Origin of the sequence: Microcystis sp. M179S2, from assembly GCF_020245805.1 — a bacterium.
In the GTDB taxonomy this organism is placed as follows: domain Bacteria; phylum Cyanobacteriota; class Cyanobacteriia; order Cyanobacteriales; family Microcystaceae; genus Microcystis; species Microcystis aeruginosa.
This window is the reverse complement of sequence record NZ_JADBUE010000204.1, coordinates 1-16,924: the sequence shown is the minus strand read 5'-3', so window position 1 is coordinate 16,924 and position 16,924 is coordinate 1. Positions and strand designations below refer to the sequence as shown.

The 16,924-nt window shown below is 42.3% G+C and carries 17 protein-coding genes and 1 tRNA gene; 9 read left to right on the top strand and 9 right to left on the bottom strand.

The window, feature by feature from the left end; genetic code table 11:
• The 4 genes from IM500_RS24490 to IM500_RS24770 form a co-directional block, all read right to left on the bottom strand.
• The coding region (locus tag IM500_RS24490; RefSeq protein WP_353737100.1) for a helix-turn-helix domain-containing protein at positions 1–47 on the bottom strand (47 nt) is incomplete at its 3' end.
• Between the two features lie 33 nt (positions 48–80).
• Complete coding sequence (locus tag IM500_RS12635; protein ID WP_147074011.1) at positions 81–278, bottom strand: hypothetical protein; 198 nt, start codon at positions 276–278, stop codon at positions 81–83.
• Between the two features lie 255 nt (positions 279–533).
• Positions 534–935: a fasciclin domain-containing protein gene (locus IM500_RS12630; RefSeq protein ID WP_002803963.1), complete on the bottom strand. Its 402-nt coding sequence runs from the start codon at positions 933–935 to the stop codon at positions 534–536.
• Positions 936–982: 47 nt separating this feature from the next.
• Positions 983–1,225, bottom strand: coding sequence for a hypothetical protein (locus tag IM500_RS24770; RefSeq protein ID WP_502882358.1), 243 nt, complete (start codon positions 1,223–1,225; stop codon positions 983–985).
• Positions 1,226–1,654: 429 nt separating this feature from the next.
• Between IM500_RS24770 and IM500_RS12625 the strand changes: the two genes are divergently transcribed.
• The 4 genes from IM500_RS12625 (at position 1,655) to IM500_RS12610 (ending at position 7,544) form a co-directional block, all read left to right on the top strand.
• Positions 1,655–2,611 (top strand): ribonuclease Z, encoded by a 957-nt coding sequence (locus tag IM500_RS12625; protein WP_287738580.1) that lies wholly within the window; start codon positions 1,655–1,657, stop codon positions 2,609–2,611.
• Between the two features lie 2 nt (positions 2,612–2,613).
• Complete coding sequence (locus tag IM500_RS12620) at positions 2,614–5,850, top strand: tubulin-like doman-containing protein (protein ID WP_287738579.1); 3,237 nt, start codon at positions 2,614–2,616, stop codon at positions 5,848–5,850.
• Positions 5,851–6,059: 209 nt separating this feature from the next.
• The gene (argF, locus tag IM500_RS12615) at positions 6,060–6,986 is read left to right on the top strand and encodes an ornithine carbamoyltransferase (RefSeq protein WP_079209245.1); all 927 of its coding nucleotides are present in this window, start codon (positions 6,060–6,062) and stop codon (positions 6,984–6,986) included.
• 132 nt (positions 6,987–7,118) lie between these two features.
• Positions 7,119–7,544 carry a hypothetical protein gene (locus IM500_RS12610; protein WP_002735544.1) on the top strand — a complete coding sequence of 142 codons (426 nt, stop codon included), beginning with the start codon at positions 7,119–7,121 and terminating at the stop codon, positions 7,542–7,544.
• Between the two features lie 50 nt (positions 7,545–7,594).
• On the opposite strand, the gene malQ is transcribed toward IM500_RS12610, so the two are convergent.
• Positions 7,595–9,097 (bottom strand): 4-alpha-glucanotransferase, encoded by a 1,503-nt coding sequence (gene malQ / locus IM500_RS12605; RefSeq protein ID WP_287738578.1) that lies wholly within the window; start codon positions 9,095–9,097, stop codon positions 7,595–7,597.
• A 178-nt stretch (positions 9,098–9,275) separates the two neighbouring features.
• The gene (locus IM500_RS12600) at positions 9,276–9,440 is read right to left on the bottom strand and encodes a hypothetical protein (RefSeq protein ID WP_170915522.1); all 165 of its coding nucleotides are present in this window, start codon (positions 9,438–9,440) and stop codon (positions 9,276–9,278) included.
• A gap of 839 nt (positions 9,441–10,279) precedes the next feature.
• Between IM500_RS12600 and IM500_RS12595 the strand changes: the two genes are divergently transcribed.
• The 3 genes from IM500_RS12595 (at position 10,280) to IM500_RS12585 (ending at position 12,156) form a co-directional block, all read left to right on the top strand.
• A complete protein-coding gene (locus tag IM500_RS12595; protein WP_190721657.1) occupies positions 10,280–10,915 on the top strand; it encodes a peptidoglycan-binding protein in 636 nt (211 codons plus the stop codon).
• 84 nt (positions 10,916–10,999) lie between these two features.
• Positions 11,000–11,191: a hypothetical protein gene (locus IM500_RS12590; protein WP_190721655.1), complete on the top strand. Its 192-nt coding sequence runs from the start codon at positions 11,000–11,002 to the stop codon at positions 11,189–11,191.
• Positions 11,192–11,241: 50 nt separating this feature from the next.
• Entirely contained in the window at positions 11,242–12,156 is a 915-nt protein-coding gene (locus tag IM500_RS12585; protein WP_190721653.1) for an RpnC/YadD family protein, read from the top strand.
• Positions 12,157–12,185: 29 nt separating this feature from the next.
• Here the strand turns inward: IM500_RS12585 and IM500_RS12580 are convergent, their stop codons facing one another.
• Positions 12,186–12,686, bottom strand: coding sequence for a helix-turn-helix domain-containing protein (locus IM500_RS12580; RefSeq protein ID WP_190721651.1), 501 nt, complete (start codon positions 12,684–12,686; stop codon positions 12,186–12,188).
• A gap of 184 nt (positions 12,687–12,870) precedes the next feature.
• Here IM500_RS12580 and IM500_RS12575 point away from each other — a divergent pair, with 184 nt between their 5' ends.
• Together IM500_RS12575 and IM500_RS12570 are read left to right on the top strand one after the other, a co-directional pair.
• On the top strand, positions 12,871–15,108 hold the full coding sequence (locus IM500_RS12575; RefSeq protein WP_287738575.1) for an FdhF/YdeP family oxidoreductase: 2,238 nt from the start codon (positions 12,871–12,873) through the stop codon (positions 15,106–15,108).
• Between the two features lie 145 nt (positions 15,109–15,253).
• Positions 15,254–15,679, top strand: a complete 426-nt coding sequence (locus IM500_RS12570; protein ID WP_287738573.1) for a lysozyme inhibitor LprI family protein — start codon at positions 15,254–15,256, stop codon at positions 15,677–15,679.
• 59 nt (positions 15,680–15,738) lie between these two features.
• Here IM500_RS12570 and IM500_RS12565 read toward each other — a convergent pair.
• Positions 15,739–15,809 (bottom strand) — tRNA-Gly (locus IM500_RS12565).
• 85 nt (positions 15,810–15,894) lie between these two features.
• Positions 15,895–16,632 carry an HAD family hydrolase gene (locus IM500_RS12560; RefSeq protein ID WP_287738572.1) on the bottom strand — a complete coding sequence of 246 codons (738 nt, stop codon included), beginning with the start codon at positions 16,630–16,632 and terminating at the stop codon, positions 15,895–15,897.
• Between the last annotated feature and the right edge of the window lie 292 nt (positions 16,633–16,924).

The following is a 16,924-nucleotide window of genomic DNA, read 5'->3' as shown; positions in this document are numbered from 1 at the left end:
TCTTGTTCGGGTGTGGGGTAAAATCGGAACGAGTAGGCTTTTTCCATGTCTCACATTCTAGCATATATTTCGTAAATGTTCTAATATTTAACAGTAAAGCCGTCGTAGAACGACGGGGTTTCAGACCCAAATTTTCGATGAACAAAACTTTTTGGCAAACGATCATTCTCAAATGAATATTGACCGACGTGGTTGGCTTCGATCTGCTGACGATCAATCCAGAATCCCCATCCTTGCGGTGCGGCCTTCAGTTCCGAGAGAAATTCTAAGGTCTTCATTGGCGTACTCCTTAGTGGGAATTATCTTGTTTATCCCTTTATAACCGGCATTCTAAGGCGAAAATTAATCAGGGGGAGAAACTGGTTAACCATTTTTCATCTCCCTTAATATTTCCTTACTTTTTCGTTAATATTTATTGGTCTGAACAGGTAGTCGAGCATCAAAATCATAAACAAGCAAAAGTATCTGTATATTTAGTTACTAAATAAGACAGATTTGCCCTAGATGCAGCCCGGGCCAAAGCCGGTCAAAAACTAACCCATTAGAATCACCGTATCGATGACGTGGATTACACCATTATCCGCCTCGATATTACCCGCCACCACCGTGGCATTTTTCACCTCAAAACCTTCGCTACAATCGATGGGAATCGGTGAACCCTCTAGAGAAGTCACTACAGCCAATTTCGCCAAATCTTCCTGCATATATTTGCCCGCAACGACGTGATAGGTGAGAATTCGGGTTAATTGGGGGATATTCTGCACTAGGGTTGTAATCGTCCCGGGGGGCAATTTGGCAAAAGCTTCATCGGTGGGGGCAAAAACCGTGAAGGGGCCGGGACTTTTTAGGGCATCCACAAGATTAGCGGCTTGTACCGCCGTCACTAGAGTTTTAAAATTATCGGCACTGACCGCAATATCGACAATATCTGCCATAAACTTGACTCGATCCTGAAAAAAATCATCTATTTCAGATTTTAAACTTAATCTTGTCCCAAAGATCGTTCTAGGGAAGTAATGTGGGGTGTGGGGTGTGGGGTGTAGGGTGTGGGGTGTGGGAAGAACAAATAAAAATAATCTCCTGAATACTGACTCCTGAATACTGACTCCTGAATACTGACTCCTGAATACTGACTCCTGACTTCTAACCCAATGTTGGCCAAAGATAAGCAAAAATTATTTATTAACTCCAAAAACTTGAGAATATTTAAATTAACATTTCGCAATATTTACAAATTCTTAAGAATTAATTGAGAAAGATTTTTATTTAACAACGATGTTACAATGGTTACAGCGATTTTACTGAATTTCATAATGGGTTATTCTGTGCTTTTTTGGGTAGCAATGGTTGAAACCCTTGCCACACCTACAGGGTGATCCTAATTAAGACGGGTAAATCAGTCAATTTCACGGGCAACGATGATCTTTTTTTTGTGTAGTTTTATTGCAAAGAAAAAGTTTTTTTGACAAAAAGCACAAAATATGGTGTGTGCGCCAATGTATTTCTGGCTGCGAGTAATTATTGCAGAGTTAGGTCAAAATCAGGGGATTTTCTGTTTCCAAGTCAAGAAATACAGAAAAGCAGCAATTCGATCGAGAAATCGATCAAAACAGCCTAGACTAGAAAAAGAATCCTCTATCCTGACAGCTATCCTGTGGAGATTACTTTTTTAGGAACCAGTTCCGGGGTTCCCACTCGTTCCCGCAATGTCTCTAGTATCGCCCTTCGTTTGCCGCAACGGGCGGAAATATGGCTGTTTGACTGTGGAGAAGGAACTCAACACCAGTTACTGCGTAGCGACCTGAAAAGTTCCCAAATCCGACGCATTTTTATCACCCATATGCACGGGGATCATATCTTTGGTTTAATGGGATTGTTAGCCAGTATCGGATTAGCTGGTTCTGCTCAGGATATTGATATCTACGGACCCCCCGGACTAGGGGACTATCTGCGCGCTTGTGCTAAGTATTCCTATACTAATTTGGCTAATCGGGTGCGCGTCCATGCCATTTCCCCTGGCATACTCTACGAAGATGAAGAATTTACCGTCTCCTGTCAGCTATTAAAACATCGTATTCCCGCCCACGGTTATCGCATCGCCGAAAAAGACCGTCCAGGACGTTTTGATGTGGAAAAAGCCAACGCTTTGGGTATTCCCCCCGGACCAATTTACGGCCAGCTGAAAAAAGGGGAAACTGTCACCCTCGCCGATGGCAGCAAAATTTGCGGTCAGTCCCTCTGCGGAGAAAAGGAAATCGGCCGTAAAATAGCCTATTGTACCGATACTATTTTCTGTGAAGGATCGATCGAATTGGCACGGGATGCAGATGTGCTAATTCATGAGGCGACTTTTGCACACCAAGATGCCGGGTTAGCTTTTGAAAGTGTTCACTCCACTTCGACGATGGCAGCCCAGGTGGCCTTGGCAGCCCGGGTAAAATTGTTATTAATGACCCATTTTAGTCCCCGTTATCTACCGGGTAATTCTCTGGATATTTCCAATCTGTTAGAGGAAGCGCGGGCGATTTTTCCTAACACTAAATTAGCCTACGATTTCCTCACCTACGAAGTCCCCCGCAACCGTCAAGAAATGGCCTTAGGAGTTAAGTAATTATGCCAGCAGCAGTAGAAGAAAAAAGCATGGTTCCCACGGTTTTAGTGGGTATAGGTGGCACGGGTAACGAAATTTTATCGCGATTGCGTCGCTTAATCGAGGAAAGTTATGGCAGTTTGAGTAATTTTCCGATTGTCAGCTTTTTGGTGGTTGACACGGATAAGGATTATAAAATCAGTAATCCTGAAGCTGCTGGCAGTGCTTTTAAAGATAACGAAAAACACTGGGCCCGGGTGAGTGGAAAACAGGTACAGGAGATGGTATCTGACATGGATAGATATCCCTGGATTAATAGTTGGTTTCCCCCGGAATTAGAGAGAAATATTACTTCCCTAGAAGCGGGAGCGGGACAAATTCGCGCCTGTGGTCGTTTTGCTTTATTTTGTAATTATCATGAGATTCAAAGGAAATTTCTGGACGCGGTGAGACGGGTAAAGGGACAAGAAAACTTTATGCTTGATCGCTATGGAATTAAAGTTAGTAATAGTGCTATTAATGTCTTTACCACGGGGTCTTTAAACGGTGGTACGGGTAGCGGAATGTTAATCGATATAGGCTACTGTATTCGTAATTGGTTGCGAGGGGAAAGTAGTCCTTTGAGTACGGCAATTGTTCCCACTCCTGAAGCATTTGCGGGGATTAGTGTCGGCGATCGAGTTTTGGCTAATGGTTACGCTGCCCTGATGGAATTAAATTACTTTTCTGACTACAGAACCGAATATCATCAACAGTTTAGCAGCGGTTTAGTCGATGAAGTGGTTAGTAAATTACCACCCTTTGATTTTACCTATTTAGTGGGGACAAAAAACGGCGAAGGTGATTTTAAACTCGGTCAAATTCGGGAAATGATCGCCCAAAATATTTTCCTAGATATGACTTCTGATTTTGCCCCTCATAAGCGTTCCATTAGAGATAATATTAAGGGTTCTTGGGCACAAGCTGACCCAGGGGGGCGCGGTTATCCTAAGCAATTTATGAGTTTTGGGCTATCAACTATTGAAATTCCTATTGCCCAAATTCGTGCCTCCTTATCGGAACGTTTAGCCAAGGATTTAATTAATTGGTGGCTGAATGATTCCGTGATTTTACCCGCTCAAATGTTGGAGTTAGTAAGGGGTGATATCCTCAAAAGAATGCGCTTGAGCGAAGGGGAACTAATTATGGATTTATGTGCCGACAAGGATCGCTCTTTAATTGCCATAATCTCCCAATGGACTAACGAAACTCGTCAGGAAATCAATCAAGATAATTGGCTCTCTTGTACCAAACAGGGTGTTAATATTTTAGGCAATGAACAGGGAAAAATTCTGCAATTTATTAATGATTATTTAACGCCAAGAGTCGAGGAATTTAAACGCAATCATTTACTAGAATTGAGTCCCGATGAACGGCTGCACGGCGATTACCTGAAAAAGATTTATAACAACCGGGATGAAATTATTCAACGGGGTAAAAAGTCCCTAGAAATGGAGTTTTATAATATCCTTGAGGATCGAAACCGTGGGGTAAAATTTGCCGAGAGTTTTATTGTTTTAGTACGACAAATCTTCACCGACATAGCAGAAAAATTCCGTCGCGATCAAGAACAGGTTTGGAGTCAAAACGAAAGTAAACGTCAACGAGAATATGATACAGCCTTAGCAGAAATTAATGATCTGAAAGATAAACTTCATATCTCGAAAAAAGATAAAATGGAACAATATTGTGAACAAGCTTTAACGGGATTAGAAGGCTGTTTAATGGCCAAGATTCAACGAAAAACCCGAGGTGCAGGAGTAGAGGTTATTAATCGTTTACTGGAACATCTTAATCAATTAGAAAGCCGTTTTAATCGCTTTCGTCAGAAATTAATTCAAAGTCGCGACCTATTTAATCTGCAAGCTAACCAACAGATCGATAGTGCCGATGCTTTGTTAATTAATGGGATTAAATTATTTGACAGACAAGAATTAAATGGTCTTTATCAAGACTTTATCGAACAATTTGCCTCCGGGATTGTCGGCAGCAAAAATGCCTATGATACCGGTATGGATAACCTTTGTTTACCCCTCTCAGAAGAGATTTTAAAGCAATCTAGCCCTCTCTGGAAAGAAACGCGCCGCGCTGATGAAAATATGCGTTTATTTGACATCACCGAGATTGCCGATATTCGTCAAGGAGATTTTCAACAAGTTATCATAAACCAAGCTAATCAACTACTACAAAATGCCCCCGCTAGTAGTCGAATTCAGAGGGAATTAGCCGCTTGCGATCGCTTGTTAAAAATCTATAACAACGATGCCGATATTATCAATAATCTTCGCATTGCCTACCAAAAATCGCGACCCCTAATTATGCTTAACCCTGCGGTTTTGCGAGGAAAAGATGCGGGTTTTACGCCCCAATTAAATCAAAATGTTGCCCTGATTGGGGGAAGAAATACCAATAACCCGGCAGCCCAAAAAATTATTCCGAAACTGCGGGAATTTATCCCCAACGAAGACGATATTAAACCCTTGGCAGAAGTGGAAAAACATCGTCTTGTCTTCGTGCAGGAAATTGGCGGTTTTTCCCTACGCTGTCTCGATGGAATGAGAGAGTTGCGGCAATCCTATCAAGACTGGAAAGGAGAATTTATTCTCGCTAAACGCGCCCAACAAATGGGGGAAAATCGCGATTTACCCATCCCCGTGCATATCCAAAAGGAACCTCCTTTCTGGGATGTTTTTCCCGAAGATCCGAGTATTTATCAATTGGTGGTGACGGCCCGGGCTTTAAAAGTGCTTTTTCCAGAAGTCAATCGAGTCACTAATGAGAAAACAATTCGCTATGAAATTAAAACCGCAACGGGATTAAAAAAAGTCGATATCGCCACCAGTTGGGAAGATGCGGTACAGGTGTTAGAAGTAAAAGCTTGTCGCGAAGATAAGGAAAAAATTCAAAGTCAGGTGACAGCTAAGTTACAGGATTCGGCCACTCCGGAGAAAAAACAAGCCTTGTATCGGACTTTTATCAAATATTTACAACAACGTTCCGAGGAGTTGACAGGAGGAAAAGATAGTACAGAATATAAACGGGAGGATGCAATTATTTTGCAGTTAATCGATAACTATAAGTTGGATAGCGGTGGAGAAATTCCTCTTTCTTCGGTGACGGAAGTGGCTAACCCAGCTTTAATTATCTGCGGTATTTGTGGACACAAAAATCCCCCCTCGTCTAATTTTTGTTCTAAGTGTGGGGCAAAATTAGTTAAGTAGAAATTGGGCAATTTCTTGTTTTTCGTCCTCGGATAACAGAAAAAGTGGGGGTGTTAGCTGGACTAACATCCCCCAAAATGAAAATTTTCGGGAAAAATTGCCTAATAGCGAAAAAACTGGATTATAATAAGGTCTTTACTCAAGATTTTTGCTAACCGCTAACTGCCATAAAGCCCAATCAAGACCCCTGTTTATCGAGAGAAAAACCAATGGTAGCCACTTTAAAAGGACGAGATGTTTTAAGAATAACCGACATGAGTAGCGAAGAAATCAGCGCCCTACTCAATCTATCGGCACAGCTTAAAGCTGGCACTCTTAACCCTAGCTGTAAAAAAGTCTTGGGATTGCTATTTTATAAAGCTTCCACCAGGACCCGGGTTTCCTTTACCGTCGCCATGTACCAGTTAGGGGGACAGGTGATCGATCTTAATCCCAGTGTAACCCAAGTGGGGCGCGGGGAACCCTTAGCAGATACAGCCCGGGTACTCGATCGCTATCTCGATATTCTCGCGGTTCGCACCTTTAAACAAGAGGATTTAGAAGCTTTTGCCAATTACTCGCGCATCCCGATTATCAACGCTTTAACGGATTTAGAACATCCCTGCCAGATATTAGCCGATTTACAGACTATCCAAGAGACTTTTGAGACTTTACGGGGAATTAACCTCACCTATGTGGGGGATGGCAATAATGTCGCTAATTCTCTCCTCTTGGGTGGTGCTTTGATGGGGTTAAATGTGCGAGTTGCCTCCCCCGCAAACTATCAACCCGATGGGGAAATTGTCGCCAGCGCCCAGGCTATTGGCGAGAAAACCGGTAGTAAAATCTTAATTACCGACGATCCCGTTACCGCAGTAAAAGACTCTCAGGTGGTCTATACTGATGTCTGGGCGAGTATGGGACAGGAAAGCCTCGCTGATGCCCGAATTCCCGTTTTTCAGCCCTACCAAGTCAATGAACAGCTAATGAGTCACGCTGACAAAGACGCGATTATTCTCCATTGTTTACCTGCTCACCGGGGGGAAGAAATTACCGACGGGGCGATCGAGGGTGTACAATCAAAAGTCTGGGAGCAAGCGGAAAATCGGATGCACGCCCAAAAAGCTTTAATGGTGAGTTTATTGGGATTAATCTAGCTCCCGATGCTCAGTTAGTAAAATAATCATTAAACTCGATCATCAATCGTCCTAAGACCTGTCCGACACCGGAAGTTAACGCTAGGATTGATGGTAAGAGCAATAATCAGGGCAGCCTCCACACCTAACTATATGTCAGACACCTCCGCCGTTAAAAAATATCTCGCCCATTGGTTTCAATTGGGAAAAAAAGTTATTTGTCCCAAAAACCAAGCTATGCTATTTCCGCTGCCAATTTTCAATGCTGATCGCTATTCGTCGGAGTTTGAGGATTGTTGGCAAAAAATGCTTGATCCTGAAAGTGGCGATTGTTACCTAGAGGGTACTCAACAAACCATCCAAGACTTACTTTCCCCTCAATGGGAATTTCATCCCTGCGCTCGTTGTACTATACCAGTACCAATTGAAGTGCTGGGCCAATCGAGTTTATCCTGTCCCTGCCATGATTTGAGTAATTGGCCCAATTTAGAATTACCCTTACCCCATTTACCTGTCAATAGTCGAGAAAATCTCGATCGCATCCGGCAAAGATTGCTAAAAAATTCTCACCCACATTAACCAGACAAAAAGAGACGTTAGGGGTAACGTCTCGACAAAAGGGTTGAGATTTAACGATTTCTGCCAAAAAGATTGACTAAATCTCGCAATCTCTCGCTATATTCTCCGGTTAAAGCTTCCTGACGATAGCGCCATGACCAATTCCCTTCTGCGACACTAGGGGTATTCATCCGCGCATCCGATCCTAAACCTAACACATCCTGTAACGGTACGATCGCCTGATTAGCCACGGAACTATAGGCCAGTCGAATCAGATCCCAAGCCACTCCCTGACCACTGGGAGCGCCAAGATATTGATATAGTCGCGCTTTTTCGTAGTCATTGGCGTTATCCTGAAACCAGCCCACAGTAGTATTATTATCGTGAGTGCCGGTATAAATCACACAGTTGCGTTCGACATTAAAAGGAAGATAGGGATTACCCGCATCACCCCCAAAAGCGAAGTGGAGAATCTTCATCCCCGGGAAAGCAAAGTGATCGCGAAAATCTAGGACTGCTTGGTCAATATCGCCCAAATCTTCGGCAATAATCGGCAATTTACCCAAACGAGCGCCAATAGTATTAAACAGATCATAACCCGGGGCCTTTAGCCAATGACCATTAATGGCGTTTTCCTGGCCAAAAGCCACAGCCCAATAGGCCTCTAATCCGCGAAAATGATCGATACGGATAATATCGACGAGGGAAAGAACCGCTTTTAAACGGCGTACCCACCAGTCAAAGCCCGTATTTTTGAGATAATCCCAGTTATAGAGAGGATTTCCCCATAATTGCCCCGTTTCTGAGAAATAATCCGGGGGAACCCCCGCCACTTCCAAGGGATTACCGGTTTGGGGATCTAGTCGGAAAACCTGCGGATTTGCCCAAACATCGGCGCTATTATGGGAGACATAAATGGGGATATCACCGATAATCTCGATACCGAGGGAGTTAGCATAGCGTTTTAGGGCTAACCACTGCTCAAAAAACTCAAATTGTAGGAATTTGTGCAGAAAAATCTCCTCTTGTAACTCCTGTTTCGGTGTTTCCAACGCACCCCAATGACGTTCGCGAATTTCTGTCGGCCATTCCATCCATGCTTTACCCTGGTAAGCGTGGGATAAAGCCATAAATAGGGCGTAATCCTCTAACCAATCGGCATTGCCAGCACAAAAGCCAGCAAACTGTTTGTAAAGAATTGTGTCAGAACCCTTGACAAAATTGCTCGCCGCCTTTCTAAGTAGAGGAATTTTCCAAGCGATCAATTTATCAAAATCCACTTGATCGAGGGTAAAATCGGGAATATCCTCTAAATCTGCCTCACTAAGCAGGTTTTTCTCCCGAAGAATATCGAGACTAATCAGGAGATGATTGCCGGCAATGGCACTAAAACTCATGTAGGGAGAGTTACCGTACCCTGTCGGGCCTAAAGGGAGAATTTGCCAGAGTTTTTGACCACTTTGAGCCAAAAAATCGATAAATTGATAGGCTTCCCTACCTAGTTCTCCAATCCCGTAACGACCGGGGTGACTGGTGGGATGAAGCAAAATACCGCTAGAACGGCTAAAAGCCATGAAAAAACCCCCTTATCAGTGATTAGGTTAGCAGTTATTAAGTGTTTAAAGCTGAATGCTCACTGCTATCTCCAAGCTAACCCGATCTCGATCGATAAGGGCAATACTTAACAACTTTATTAGACCTATAGGACACAATCAGGCATTACAGCCGTACCGTAACAGATCGTCTTTCCAGTTAAAAAGATTCCTTCGGATCACGTTCCACGTTACCCGGGTAGGTGAAACTGGCACTCGTTGCCGTCGGTTTGACGCGGCTCGATAGTTGGCTGATGGCCGCTCTTTCCTCTTGGGTGAGGGGGCGATCGATAGCTTGGAATTCGTAATATTGGTATTCGCTCATGGCGTGCAACCTATCTCAAGGTTTATGATCGATATGCTAATAATTGTACGGGGATAGTTAGGGTTTAAAGATAAATTCGACAGGACGGGCGCTCTCGGATGTATTAGGAATAGCAAGAATATGCAAATCGCCCGATCTTTACCGATAAGGAAAAAGTTCGGGTGATCGATCGGTAATTTCCCCGCATCGGTCTTTTCAAGAAATCCAATCTATTCCTTTGGATAGTGGCACGGTCAAAATCGATAAGATTACAATTTCTTTTGTTAAGCACTTTAGCGATCGCTGGATATTTCTGCGATTCGTTGTCGGCTAATCGTTAAATTTTATGAAAACAGCCTCATTGGTTGAGATTATCGGAGATAGAGTAGGGATAGGTGAATAAGAGGGAAATAATTAGAGCCTTTTGGCATGGTTTATCGATAGAAAATTCTATAGATAAAAAAGCACTGGGTCTGCTTTTCCCGACTATTACCGGAAGATCGGTTTGGCGGGTACGGCGGCGGCGTGTTTTTGAATTTAAAGTGTGATCGCTGTTCTTAGGGAGCAGTTTGCGGTGGGGACAGTGACGGCGAAGATTGTTCAGCCGAAACCTTTTCAATGAGTTTAACTCCCCCTTTGATGAACGGTCTCATTACTGGTTTATCTGAGAGGAATACAAGCCAGAAGGTCGCTGCCCGCAGATTGCTAGAAACCAGTTTTAGGACAAGTATAAAAATGAGATGCTCCCAAGTTATAAGTTACTTAGGATCGGAAAGAAAAAAAGGGAGACAGTGAGCGATTAGGAGTATCTAAACAAGTCTGTTTCTGATTAAGATCAAAATAATTGAGGAAATTATGTAATGACTAAAAATTCCAATAGTAAAAAAAATATTAGCAAACTAGAACTAATAGGATATTTATTTACATTTTTTTCGTTTATGATGGCTATCTATACATTTTTCTTATGCAAAGAAAATGAGATAAGAAAACAGTCTATATTTTGGTTTTTTGGGTCTTTTGCCGCCGCTTCTATTTCTTATATCGATCAATTTAAAGTTGGAGATATTGAATTAAAACTCCAACAGCAAAAAGAACAGATAGTCAATGCAGTGGGAGATAAACTTCAAGAACTTATCAGAGATAAACTGAGTCTAGTTGATTTACTGGAAGACTCAATAACCGAAGACCACAGAAAAACAAGAGATGATCAGAATAGAAAGTATTTAGAATGGTTAAATAGTTTGCCAGAAGATAAAAAGTTAGCAACTCAAAAAATGAATACAATATTTCAGCTAACACAACGGAGTTTAAGAGTATCTGATTTTAAAAAAATGCTTGCCAAAGCATCCCTATATCAAGGAAATACTGAAAATGAAGAATTTGATAGAGAATTAACAAAAGCAATTGAAGAGTTCCAAAACAAATATGGATTGTCTCCTGATGGAACTTGTGGACAGATAACACTAAGCAAACTAAGTAAAGTTGTGAGGGGCTAAAAAACTAAATCTCAGGATTGGCAATTTTCCCTGCTTTCGCGTTCATCACTTAGTCAGTATTTAGGATTATCTCAACGACTCTTAGTGACAGATAATCGTACCAGTATGCCTGAACATTTAGAGGAATATTGGCAAAAAAATCAACAAATCTGGGGACTGTTTTGGATACGTCCCACAACAACAATGGGAAAACTAGCCGAAGAATTAATTATGATTTGGGAAACTACCGAAGCAGAAGGATGGATCGATTTGTCGATTGGATTCCTTTTTAATTAATGATATAATAAGATTATTACCGTCCTTTTTATGCTTGATTATTAATTTGAATGACTCGCCAAATTCATGACCAATTTGCTAAGGAATATCTGGAGGAATTACTAACACCTCTAGGGACGATTAGAAAAAGTAAGAAAGTAAAAAGTGAGGTTCAAGAAATCGATGTCTGGTTTGAACCATTTAGCTCACCTCCTCCCACTGAGTTACCTTTAGGATTACTTGGAAAAATGGCGGCTACTTCCTGTTTGTTTGAACCTTTCCGCAATCCCCCGACCGAGGTAGAGATTCGCAGTTGTTTGTCAAAGTTATACACGGTTCATGGGGATGTCTTGAGAAAAGCGAAACGGTCAAACAAAACTCTAACAGAAGCTGAACTACCAGTTCTCTGGATTCTAACGCCCACCTTTTCAGCTAGAATGATTGAAGATTTCGGGACTCACAGCGATGAGAGTAATTGGTTAACAGGGGTTTACTTTTTAGCGAAGTCTCTCAAAGCGGGCATCATTGTCATTCATCAATTACCAGTAAATGAAGACACCTTATGGTTGAGAGTATTAGGTAAAGGAGGAACTCAAAAACGAGCAGTTGAAGAGTTAGTTGAACTGCCAGAACGCAATCCTTTTCGAGAGAATTTATTAGAAATCTTAGCGAACTGGCGCAAAAACTTAGAGTTGAGAGATAATTTAAGTACCGAAGAACAGGAGGACATCATGAACTTATCACCAGCTTATCTAAAGCAACGAGAAGAGTGGAAATTAGAAGGAAAGCAAGAAGGGATAGAACAAGGTAGTTTAGAAGAACGGTATTCCCTGATAACCAGTCTTCTGGAAGGACGCTTTGGCCCCCTAGATTCGGAATTATCCAGTCTGGTAGAAAAGATTGCCCAACTTCCCATCTCGGAACGCACCGGGTTACTTCTTTCTTTGGCGAATTTATCCCGCGAGGAATTGTTAGAAAGATTGTAAATTTCGTTTCTCGCTTTTCTTGTGGTCGTTCAACGATAATTGTTTTCCTTTTGTTTTTGCCGATAAGCTTCAAATTCGGGGTTACTGGCAAGAATTTGACGGACGCGCTCCCGACTTATGCCGTATTGATCGGCTATTTGCTGATAGCTTAAGCCCTGCTTATGGAGTTCTAAAAAATCGTAACTTTTTTTAAGTCTTTCCTTTCTCTGTGCATCCCGTCTTGGGGTTGGACTCTTATTGCTAAGGTGTCTTACTATTTTTCTTCCCAACTCGGTCAAAGAATATTGAGGATTATGGAAACTAACCAATCCTTGTTTTTCCAATTCTTTAAGAATTTTATGTACTCTGGTTATATTATTATGAGTTGTTGCCAATTGCCGAGATGGATCGGAAAGTATCCCCATTGCCGAATCGATTTGAATCGGATAATCTAACATCCCTTTCAGAATCTGTTTCTGTTTTACTTGGAGATTGGCGATCATCTCTTCTAAATGTTGAAAGTCTTCATTTTCATCCATCGGAATTATCATTTTTAATAGACCTCTCCCTAGTCTGATAAAATCACAATCATAGAGTATTGTCAATAACCAGCCGTAGCTTGCCCAGTCGTTTATGCCTTGCTGATGCACTTTTTAAAAAATGGTGATAAACTCAACTGTACTGGGTACACTCTCCCTATCGGATGAATTTGAGAAAAAATCGAGAGAAAAAACGATGAACGAACGAGAAACATCCAACAAAATTGAGGCGGGCGGGGGTTTTCCCGTATTGCAATATTGGGCAGAAAAAACTCTCTCTCCTCAAGGGATTAAACTATGGCAAACCTTAAATCATAAAAGTGCCTGTTTAGCTTGCGCTTGGGGAACGGGAGGACAAAAGGGCGGTTTTGTCAACGAAGCGGGGGAAAGTCTGCAACGTTGTCTCAAAAGTGTCGAGGCAGTTACTTCCGAATTAATGCCAGGTATTAAAACCGATTTTTTTCAAACCTATCATCTCGCTCAATTACAGTCCTTAACCTCCCTAGAATGCGATCGCTTGGGTCGTTTCAGTTATCCCGTCCTCTTAAAAGCCGGAGAAAGTCACTATCAACGTATTAGTTGGGAAGAAGTGTATCGATTAGCCGAACAAGCTTTTCGCCAACCGTCCGAGACTATTGCCTCCTATAGTTCTGGACGTTCTTCTAATGAAGCCGCCTATCTCTTACAATTGTTTTTCCGGGCATTAGGAAGTAATAATTTAGCCGATTGTTCCGATCTCTGTCATGCCGCCTCGACGGTAGGATTAAAACAGGTTTTCGGAACCGGAACTTCGATGGTCAGTCTGGAAAGTTTAAAACAAGCCGATTGTGTGGTGTTAATCGGTTCTAACGCTCCGGCTAATCATCCTCGCCTGATGAATGAATTAATTCAAATTCGTGATCGCGGCGGTAAAATTATTATTATTAACCCGCAAATTGAAGTCGGATTGGTCAAATTCTCCTCACCCGCTTTTCCGATTAAATCTTTATTGCGGGGCGGTTCCGATATTTCAACTCTCTACCTACAGCCGATTCCGGGTAGCGACACCGCCCTATTCGTCGGATTACAAAAATCTTTGATCGAACAAAATTTAGTTCGGTGGGATTATCTGGAATCCCATACAGAAAATTGGCAATCTGTTATAGATTATGCCCGACAAACACCATGGGAAACCATTACTAAAACCTGCGGTTTGTCCCGAGAAGAAATTGAAGCAGCCGCCGCCCTTTTCGGCAATTTAGAGCGAGTGGTTTTCGCTTGGGCGATGGGGGTTACACAACAGGAAAACGGGGTAGATAATATCATCAGTATCGCTAACACGGCCTTACTCACGGGTAATGCTGGCAAAACCGGAGCCGGAACCATGCCAATCAGAGGTCATTCTAATGTACAGGGCTTCGGTTCTATGGGCGTTACGGTGAAATTACGTCAGGAAATCGCCGAGGCACTTTCTCAACTTTTAGGAAAGCCATTAAATATAACCGGCGGTTATGATACCAGGGCATTAATTGAAGCTGCCGAAGGGGGAAAAATTAACACTCTTTTCTGTTTGGGAGGTAATCTTTATGGAGCAAATCCAGATTTAAATCAAGCCAAAAAAGCCTTGGCACAAATTGATACAATTTTTTATGTAGCCACTAAGCCAAATTTAGGACATTTTCAGGGATTAGCCCGACAAAATACGATAATTTTACCCGTATTCGCTCGTTTTGAAAATCCTCACCCGACAACCACCGAATCGGGCAATAATTTTGTCCGTTTTAACGAGCGGGGAAGCAGTCATCTACAGGGTTCCCATGTGGATATCATCTCGGAAGTAGAACTGTTAACAAATATTGCCGTCAAGGTTTTAGGCACAAACCCGATTGATTGGTCGAGATTGCACGATACCGCCTATATTCGTCAGTTAATCGCCAAAACGATTCCGGGTTATGAAAAGATCGGGCAATTAGATCAAACCCAAACAGAATTTACCATTAGCGGACGGATTTTTACCGAACCCCATTTTCCAACATCGACCGGAAAAGCGCAAATGTCTGTCACGCTTTTACCCACTTTAAAAGCACCGCAAAAGCAAGATTTTAACCAACCGGAAAATGCCCCCGGAATTGCCCTGATTCTCGGAACAGGACGCAGTTATGGACAACATAATACCGTCGTTTACCAAGTGGGCGATAAATATCGGGGAATGCCCCACCGTCATTGTTTATTAATGAACGCCGAAGATGCCAAAAAAGCGGGCTTTCAAGAACATCAACGAGTCACCGTTCAAGGAGATGCCGGCAAATTAGAGAATATCGAACTTATTTTCGGTCCGATTCGCGAAGGTGTTGGCTTTATGTTCTATCCCGAAACCAATGTTTTATTCAAAGCTAAAATCGATCCTCGCTGTGGGACTCCTGCTTATAAAAGAGTTCCCGTCTGGGTTTTTTAGTTATCAACTCCTCTAATTTTCTTTTTTGGAAATAATGAAATAGAGTTAACCAAGCCAACCAACGAATCGAGCAGAATGAAAAAGCTATGCTCGATTCGATCGCATTTCTGTTATCTTCTTCTTACCGTCATTAAAGTAAGTAGCCATGCACAAGTTTTTACTAACCTTATTAAGCATAGCAAGTTTGTTTGCTGTCGGGATGGCTACCCCTGGCATTGCCAGTCCCACATCTGCAGCGACAAACTTGCAACTAGCTCAACGTCCTAACTGTAACAATCCCCAGACTCAAAGCCAAATGAACATTTGTGCCAGCATCGCTTATCAAAACGCCGATCGCAAGTTAAATCAAGTTTATCGACAACTACTGCCAAAACTGTCAGCTGCTCGCAAACAAAAATTAATTACCGCCCAACAAGCTTGGATTAAGTTTAGAGACAGCAGTTGCGAATTTGAAAGAAGCGCCTATGAGGGAGGCTCTATAGCTCCCATGATTTACGGTTTTTGTTTGGCAGATGTCACCGAGCAGCGTACCAAAGACTTGCGGAGATATTTAGAAGATAGCGATCTCTAAGTCAGAATCGCCGTTGATATTACCGATAATTCCTTAGACGTTTACTGCACAACAGCCTAAGCGGGTGAGGGGAATCGAACCCCTATCATTAGCTTGGAAGGCTAGGGTTTTACCACTAAACTACACCCGCATTTTCTTAGCACTTTCGTTAGCATAACACGAATTGCCGATTTTTGCAAGTAGGGATTTTCAGCTTGTGAATCGCCTCTAGATGGTCATAGATTGCCTAAAAATCCCGATCGCTCGGTTATTTCCCCGATTTGGCTAAAAGTTTTCTCCACGCGATCGAGGTCTAGTTGGGAGAAATTATCGATCGCCCAGTTGGACACTCTCTGCATAAAATGGAAGGGATAGGTATGAGCGATTCCCACCACCTGCATTCCCGCTCTTTTTGCCGCTTCGCAACCGACAAAAGTATCTTCAATCACCAGACATTCCCAGGGTTGCAACTGTAGATTAAAATTCCAACGATTGAATCTTTCTACGGCCAGTAAATAACCATCCGGTTGGGGTTTACTGGTGCTGATCTCATCACCGGTGACAATGACACTAAAGTAATCCCCAAGGCCCGTCTGTTGCAAGATCGATTCTACTTCCGAGCGTATTGCTCCCGTCACCAAACCGATTTGTAGATCCCTTGCCTTAACCCGTTTTAAAAAAGAGTATATCTCTTCATAAATAGGAAGTTTCTCTAATTTTTCTAATCTTTCTCGGTATAAACTGGTTTTTTTGTTAATTAACTTGGTCAGATACTCCTCGGTCACTTGACGACCGCGACGGGTGAGAACATTACGCAAACAGACGCGATCGCTTCTTCCCAGACATAACTCCGCAAATTCCGACCCTAGGGGCAGTAAATTTTCTCCGATCAAGATTTCATTGATTAACTCTTGATGGATCGGTTCATCATTGATGATCACCCCATTAAAATCGAACAGAACAGCCTTTAACATCAATCTTAGACAGAAAAGCTAATAAATACTCAGTGTTCTTGATTATACTAAAGTTTTTCGTCGGGGCCAGGTGTGGGTAAGCTAAGACCCATTTTCCCCCAACCCCCCCCCTAAGTAGGGTAGGGTTGATTCATGAATCAACCCTACTGTGAATAGACCTCTTGCATAAATCCGAAAACAAACGATAGAAACAATAATGGGAGGGACTTTCAGTTAATTATTTATTAGTAGTTGATAATCTTCAAAAATGTTGCTGTACAAGGATCGACTTAAGACTTTTGCAAGAGGTCTA

What these genes read in the sequence shown, in the direction of transcription:
- IM500_RS12635 (WP_147074011.1), bottom strand. Translation starts at nt 278, where the DNA reads ATGAAGACCTTAGAATTTCTCTCGGAACTGAAGGCCGCACCGCAAGGA.
- IM500_RS12630 (WP_002803963.1), bottom strand. Translation starts at nt 935, where the DNA reads ATGGCAGATATTGTCGATATTGCGGTCAGTGCCGATAATTTTAAAACT.
- IM500_RS12620 (WP_287738579.1), top strand. Translation starts at nt 2,614, where the DNA reads ATGCCAGCAGCAGTAGAAGAAAAAAGCATGGTTCCCACGGTTTTAGTG.
- argF (WP_079209245.1), top strand. Translation starts at nt 6,060, where the DNA reads ATGGTAGCCACTTTAAAAGGACGAGATGTTTTAAGAATAACCGACATG.
- IM500_RS12610 (WP_002735544.1), top strand. Translation starts at nt 7,119, where the DNA reads ATGTCAGACACCTCCGCCGTTAAAAAATATCTCGCCCATTGGTTTCAA.
- malQ (WP_287738578.1), bottom strand. Translation starts at nt 9,097, where the DNA reads ATGGCTTTTAGCCGTTCTAGCGGTATTTTGCTTCATCCCACCAGTCAC.
- IM500_RS12600 (WP_170915522.1), bottom strand. Translation starts at nt 9,440, where the DNA reads ATGAGCGAATACCAATATTACGAATTCCAAGCTATCGATCGCCCCCTC.
- IM500_RS12595 (WP_190721657.1), top strand. Translation starts at nt 10,280, where the DNA reads ATGACTAAAAATTCCAATAGTAAAAAAAATATTAGCAAACTAGAACTA.
- IM500_RS12585 (WP_190721653.1), top strand. Translation starts at nt 11,242, where the DNA reads ATGACTCGCCAAATTCATGACCAATTTGCTAAGGAATATCTGGAGGAA.
- IM500_RS12580 (WP_190721651.1), bottom strand. Translation starts at nt 12,686, where the DNA reads ATGATAATTCCGATGGATGAAAATGAAGACTTTCAACATTTAGAAGAG.
- IM500_RS12575 (WP_287738575.1), top strand. Translation starts at nt 12,871, where the DNA reads ATGAACGAACGAGAAACATCCAACAAAATTGAGGCGGGCGGGGGTTTT.
- IM500_RS12570 (WP_287738573.1), top strand. Translation starts at nt 15,254, where the DNA reads ATGCACAAGTTTTTACTAACCTTATTAAGCATAGCAAGTTTGTTTGCT.
- IM500_RS12560 (WP_287738572.1), bottom strand. Translation starts at nt 16,632, where the DNA reads ATGTTAAAGGCTGTTCTGTTCGATTTTAATGGGGTGATCATCAATGAT.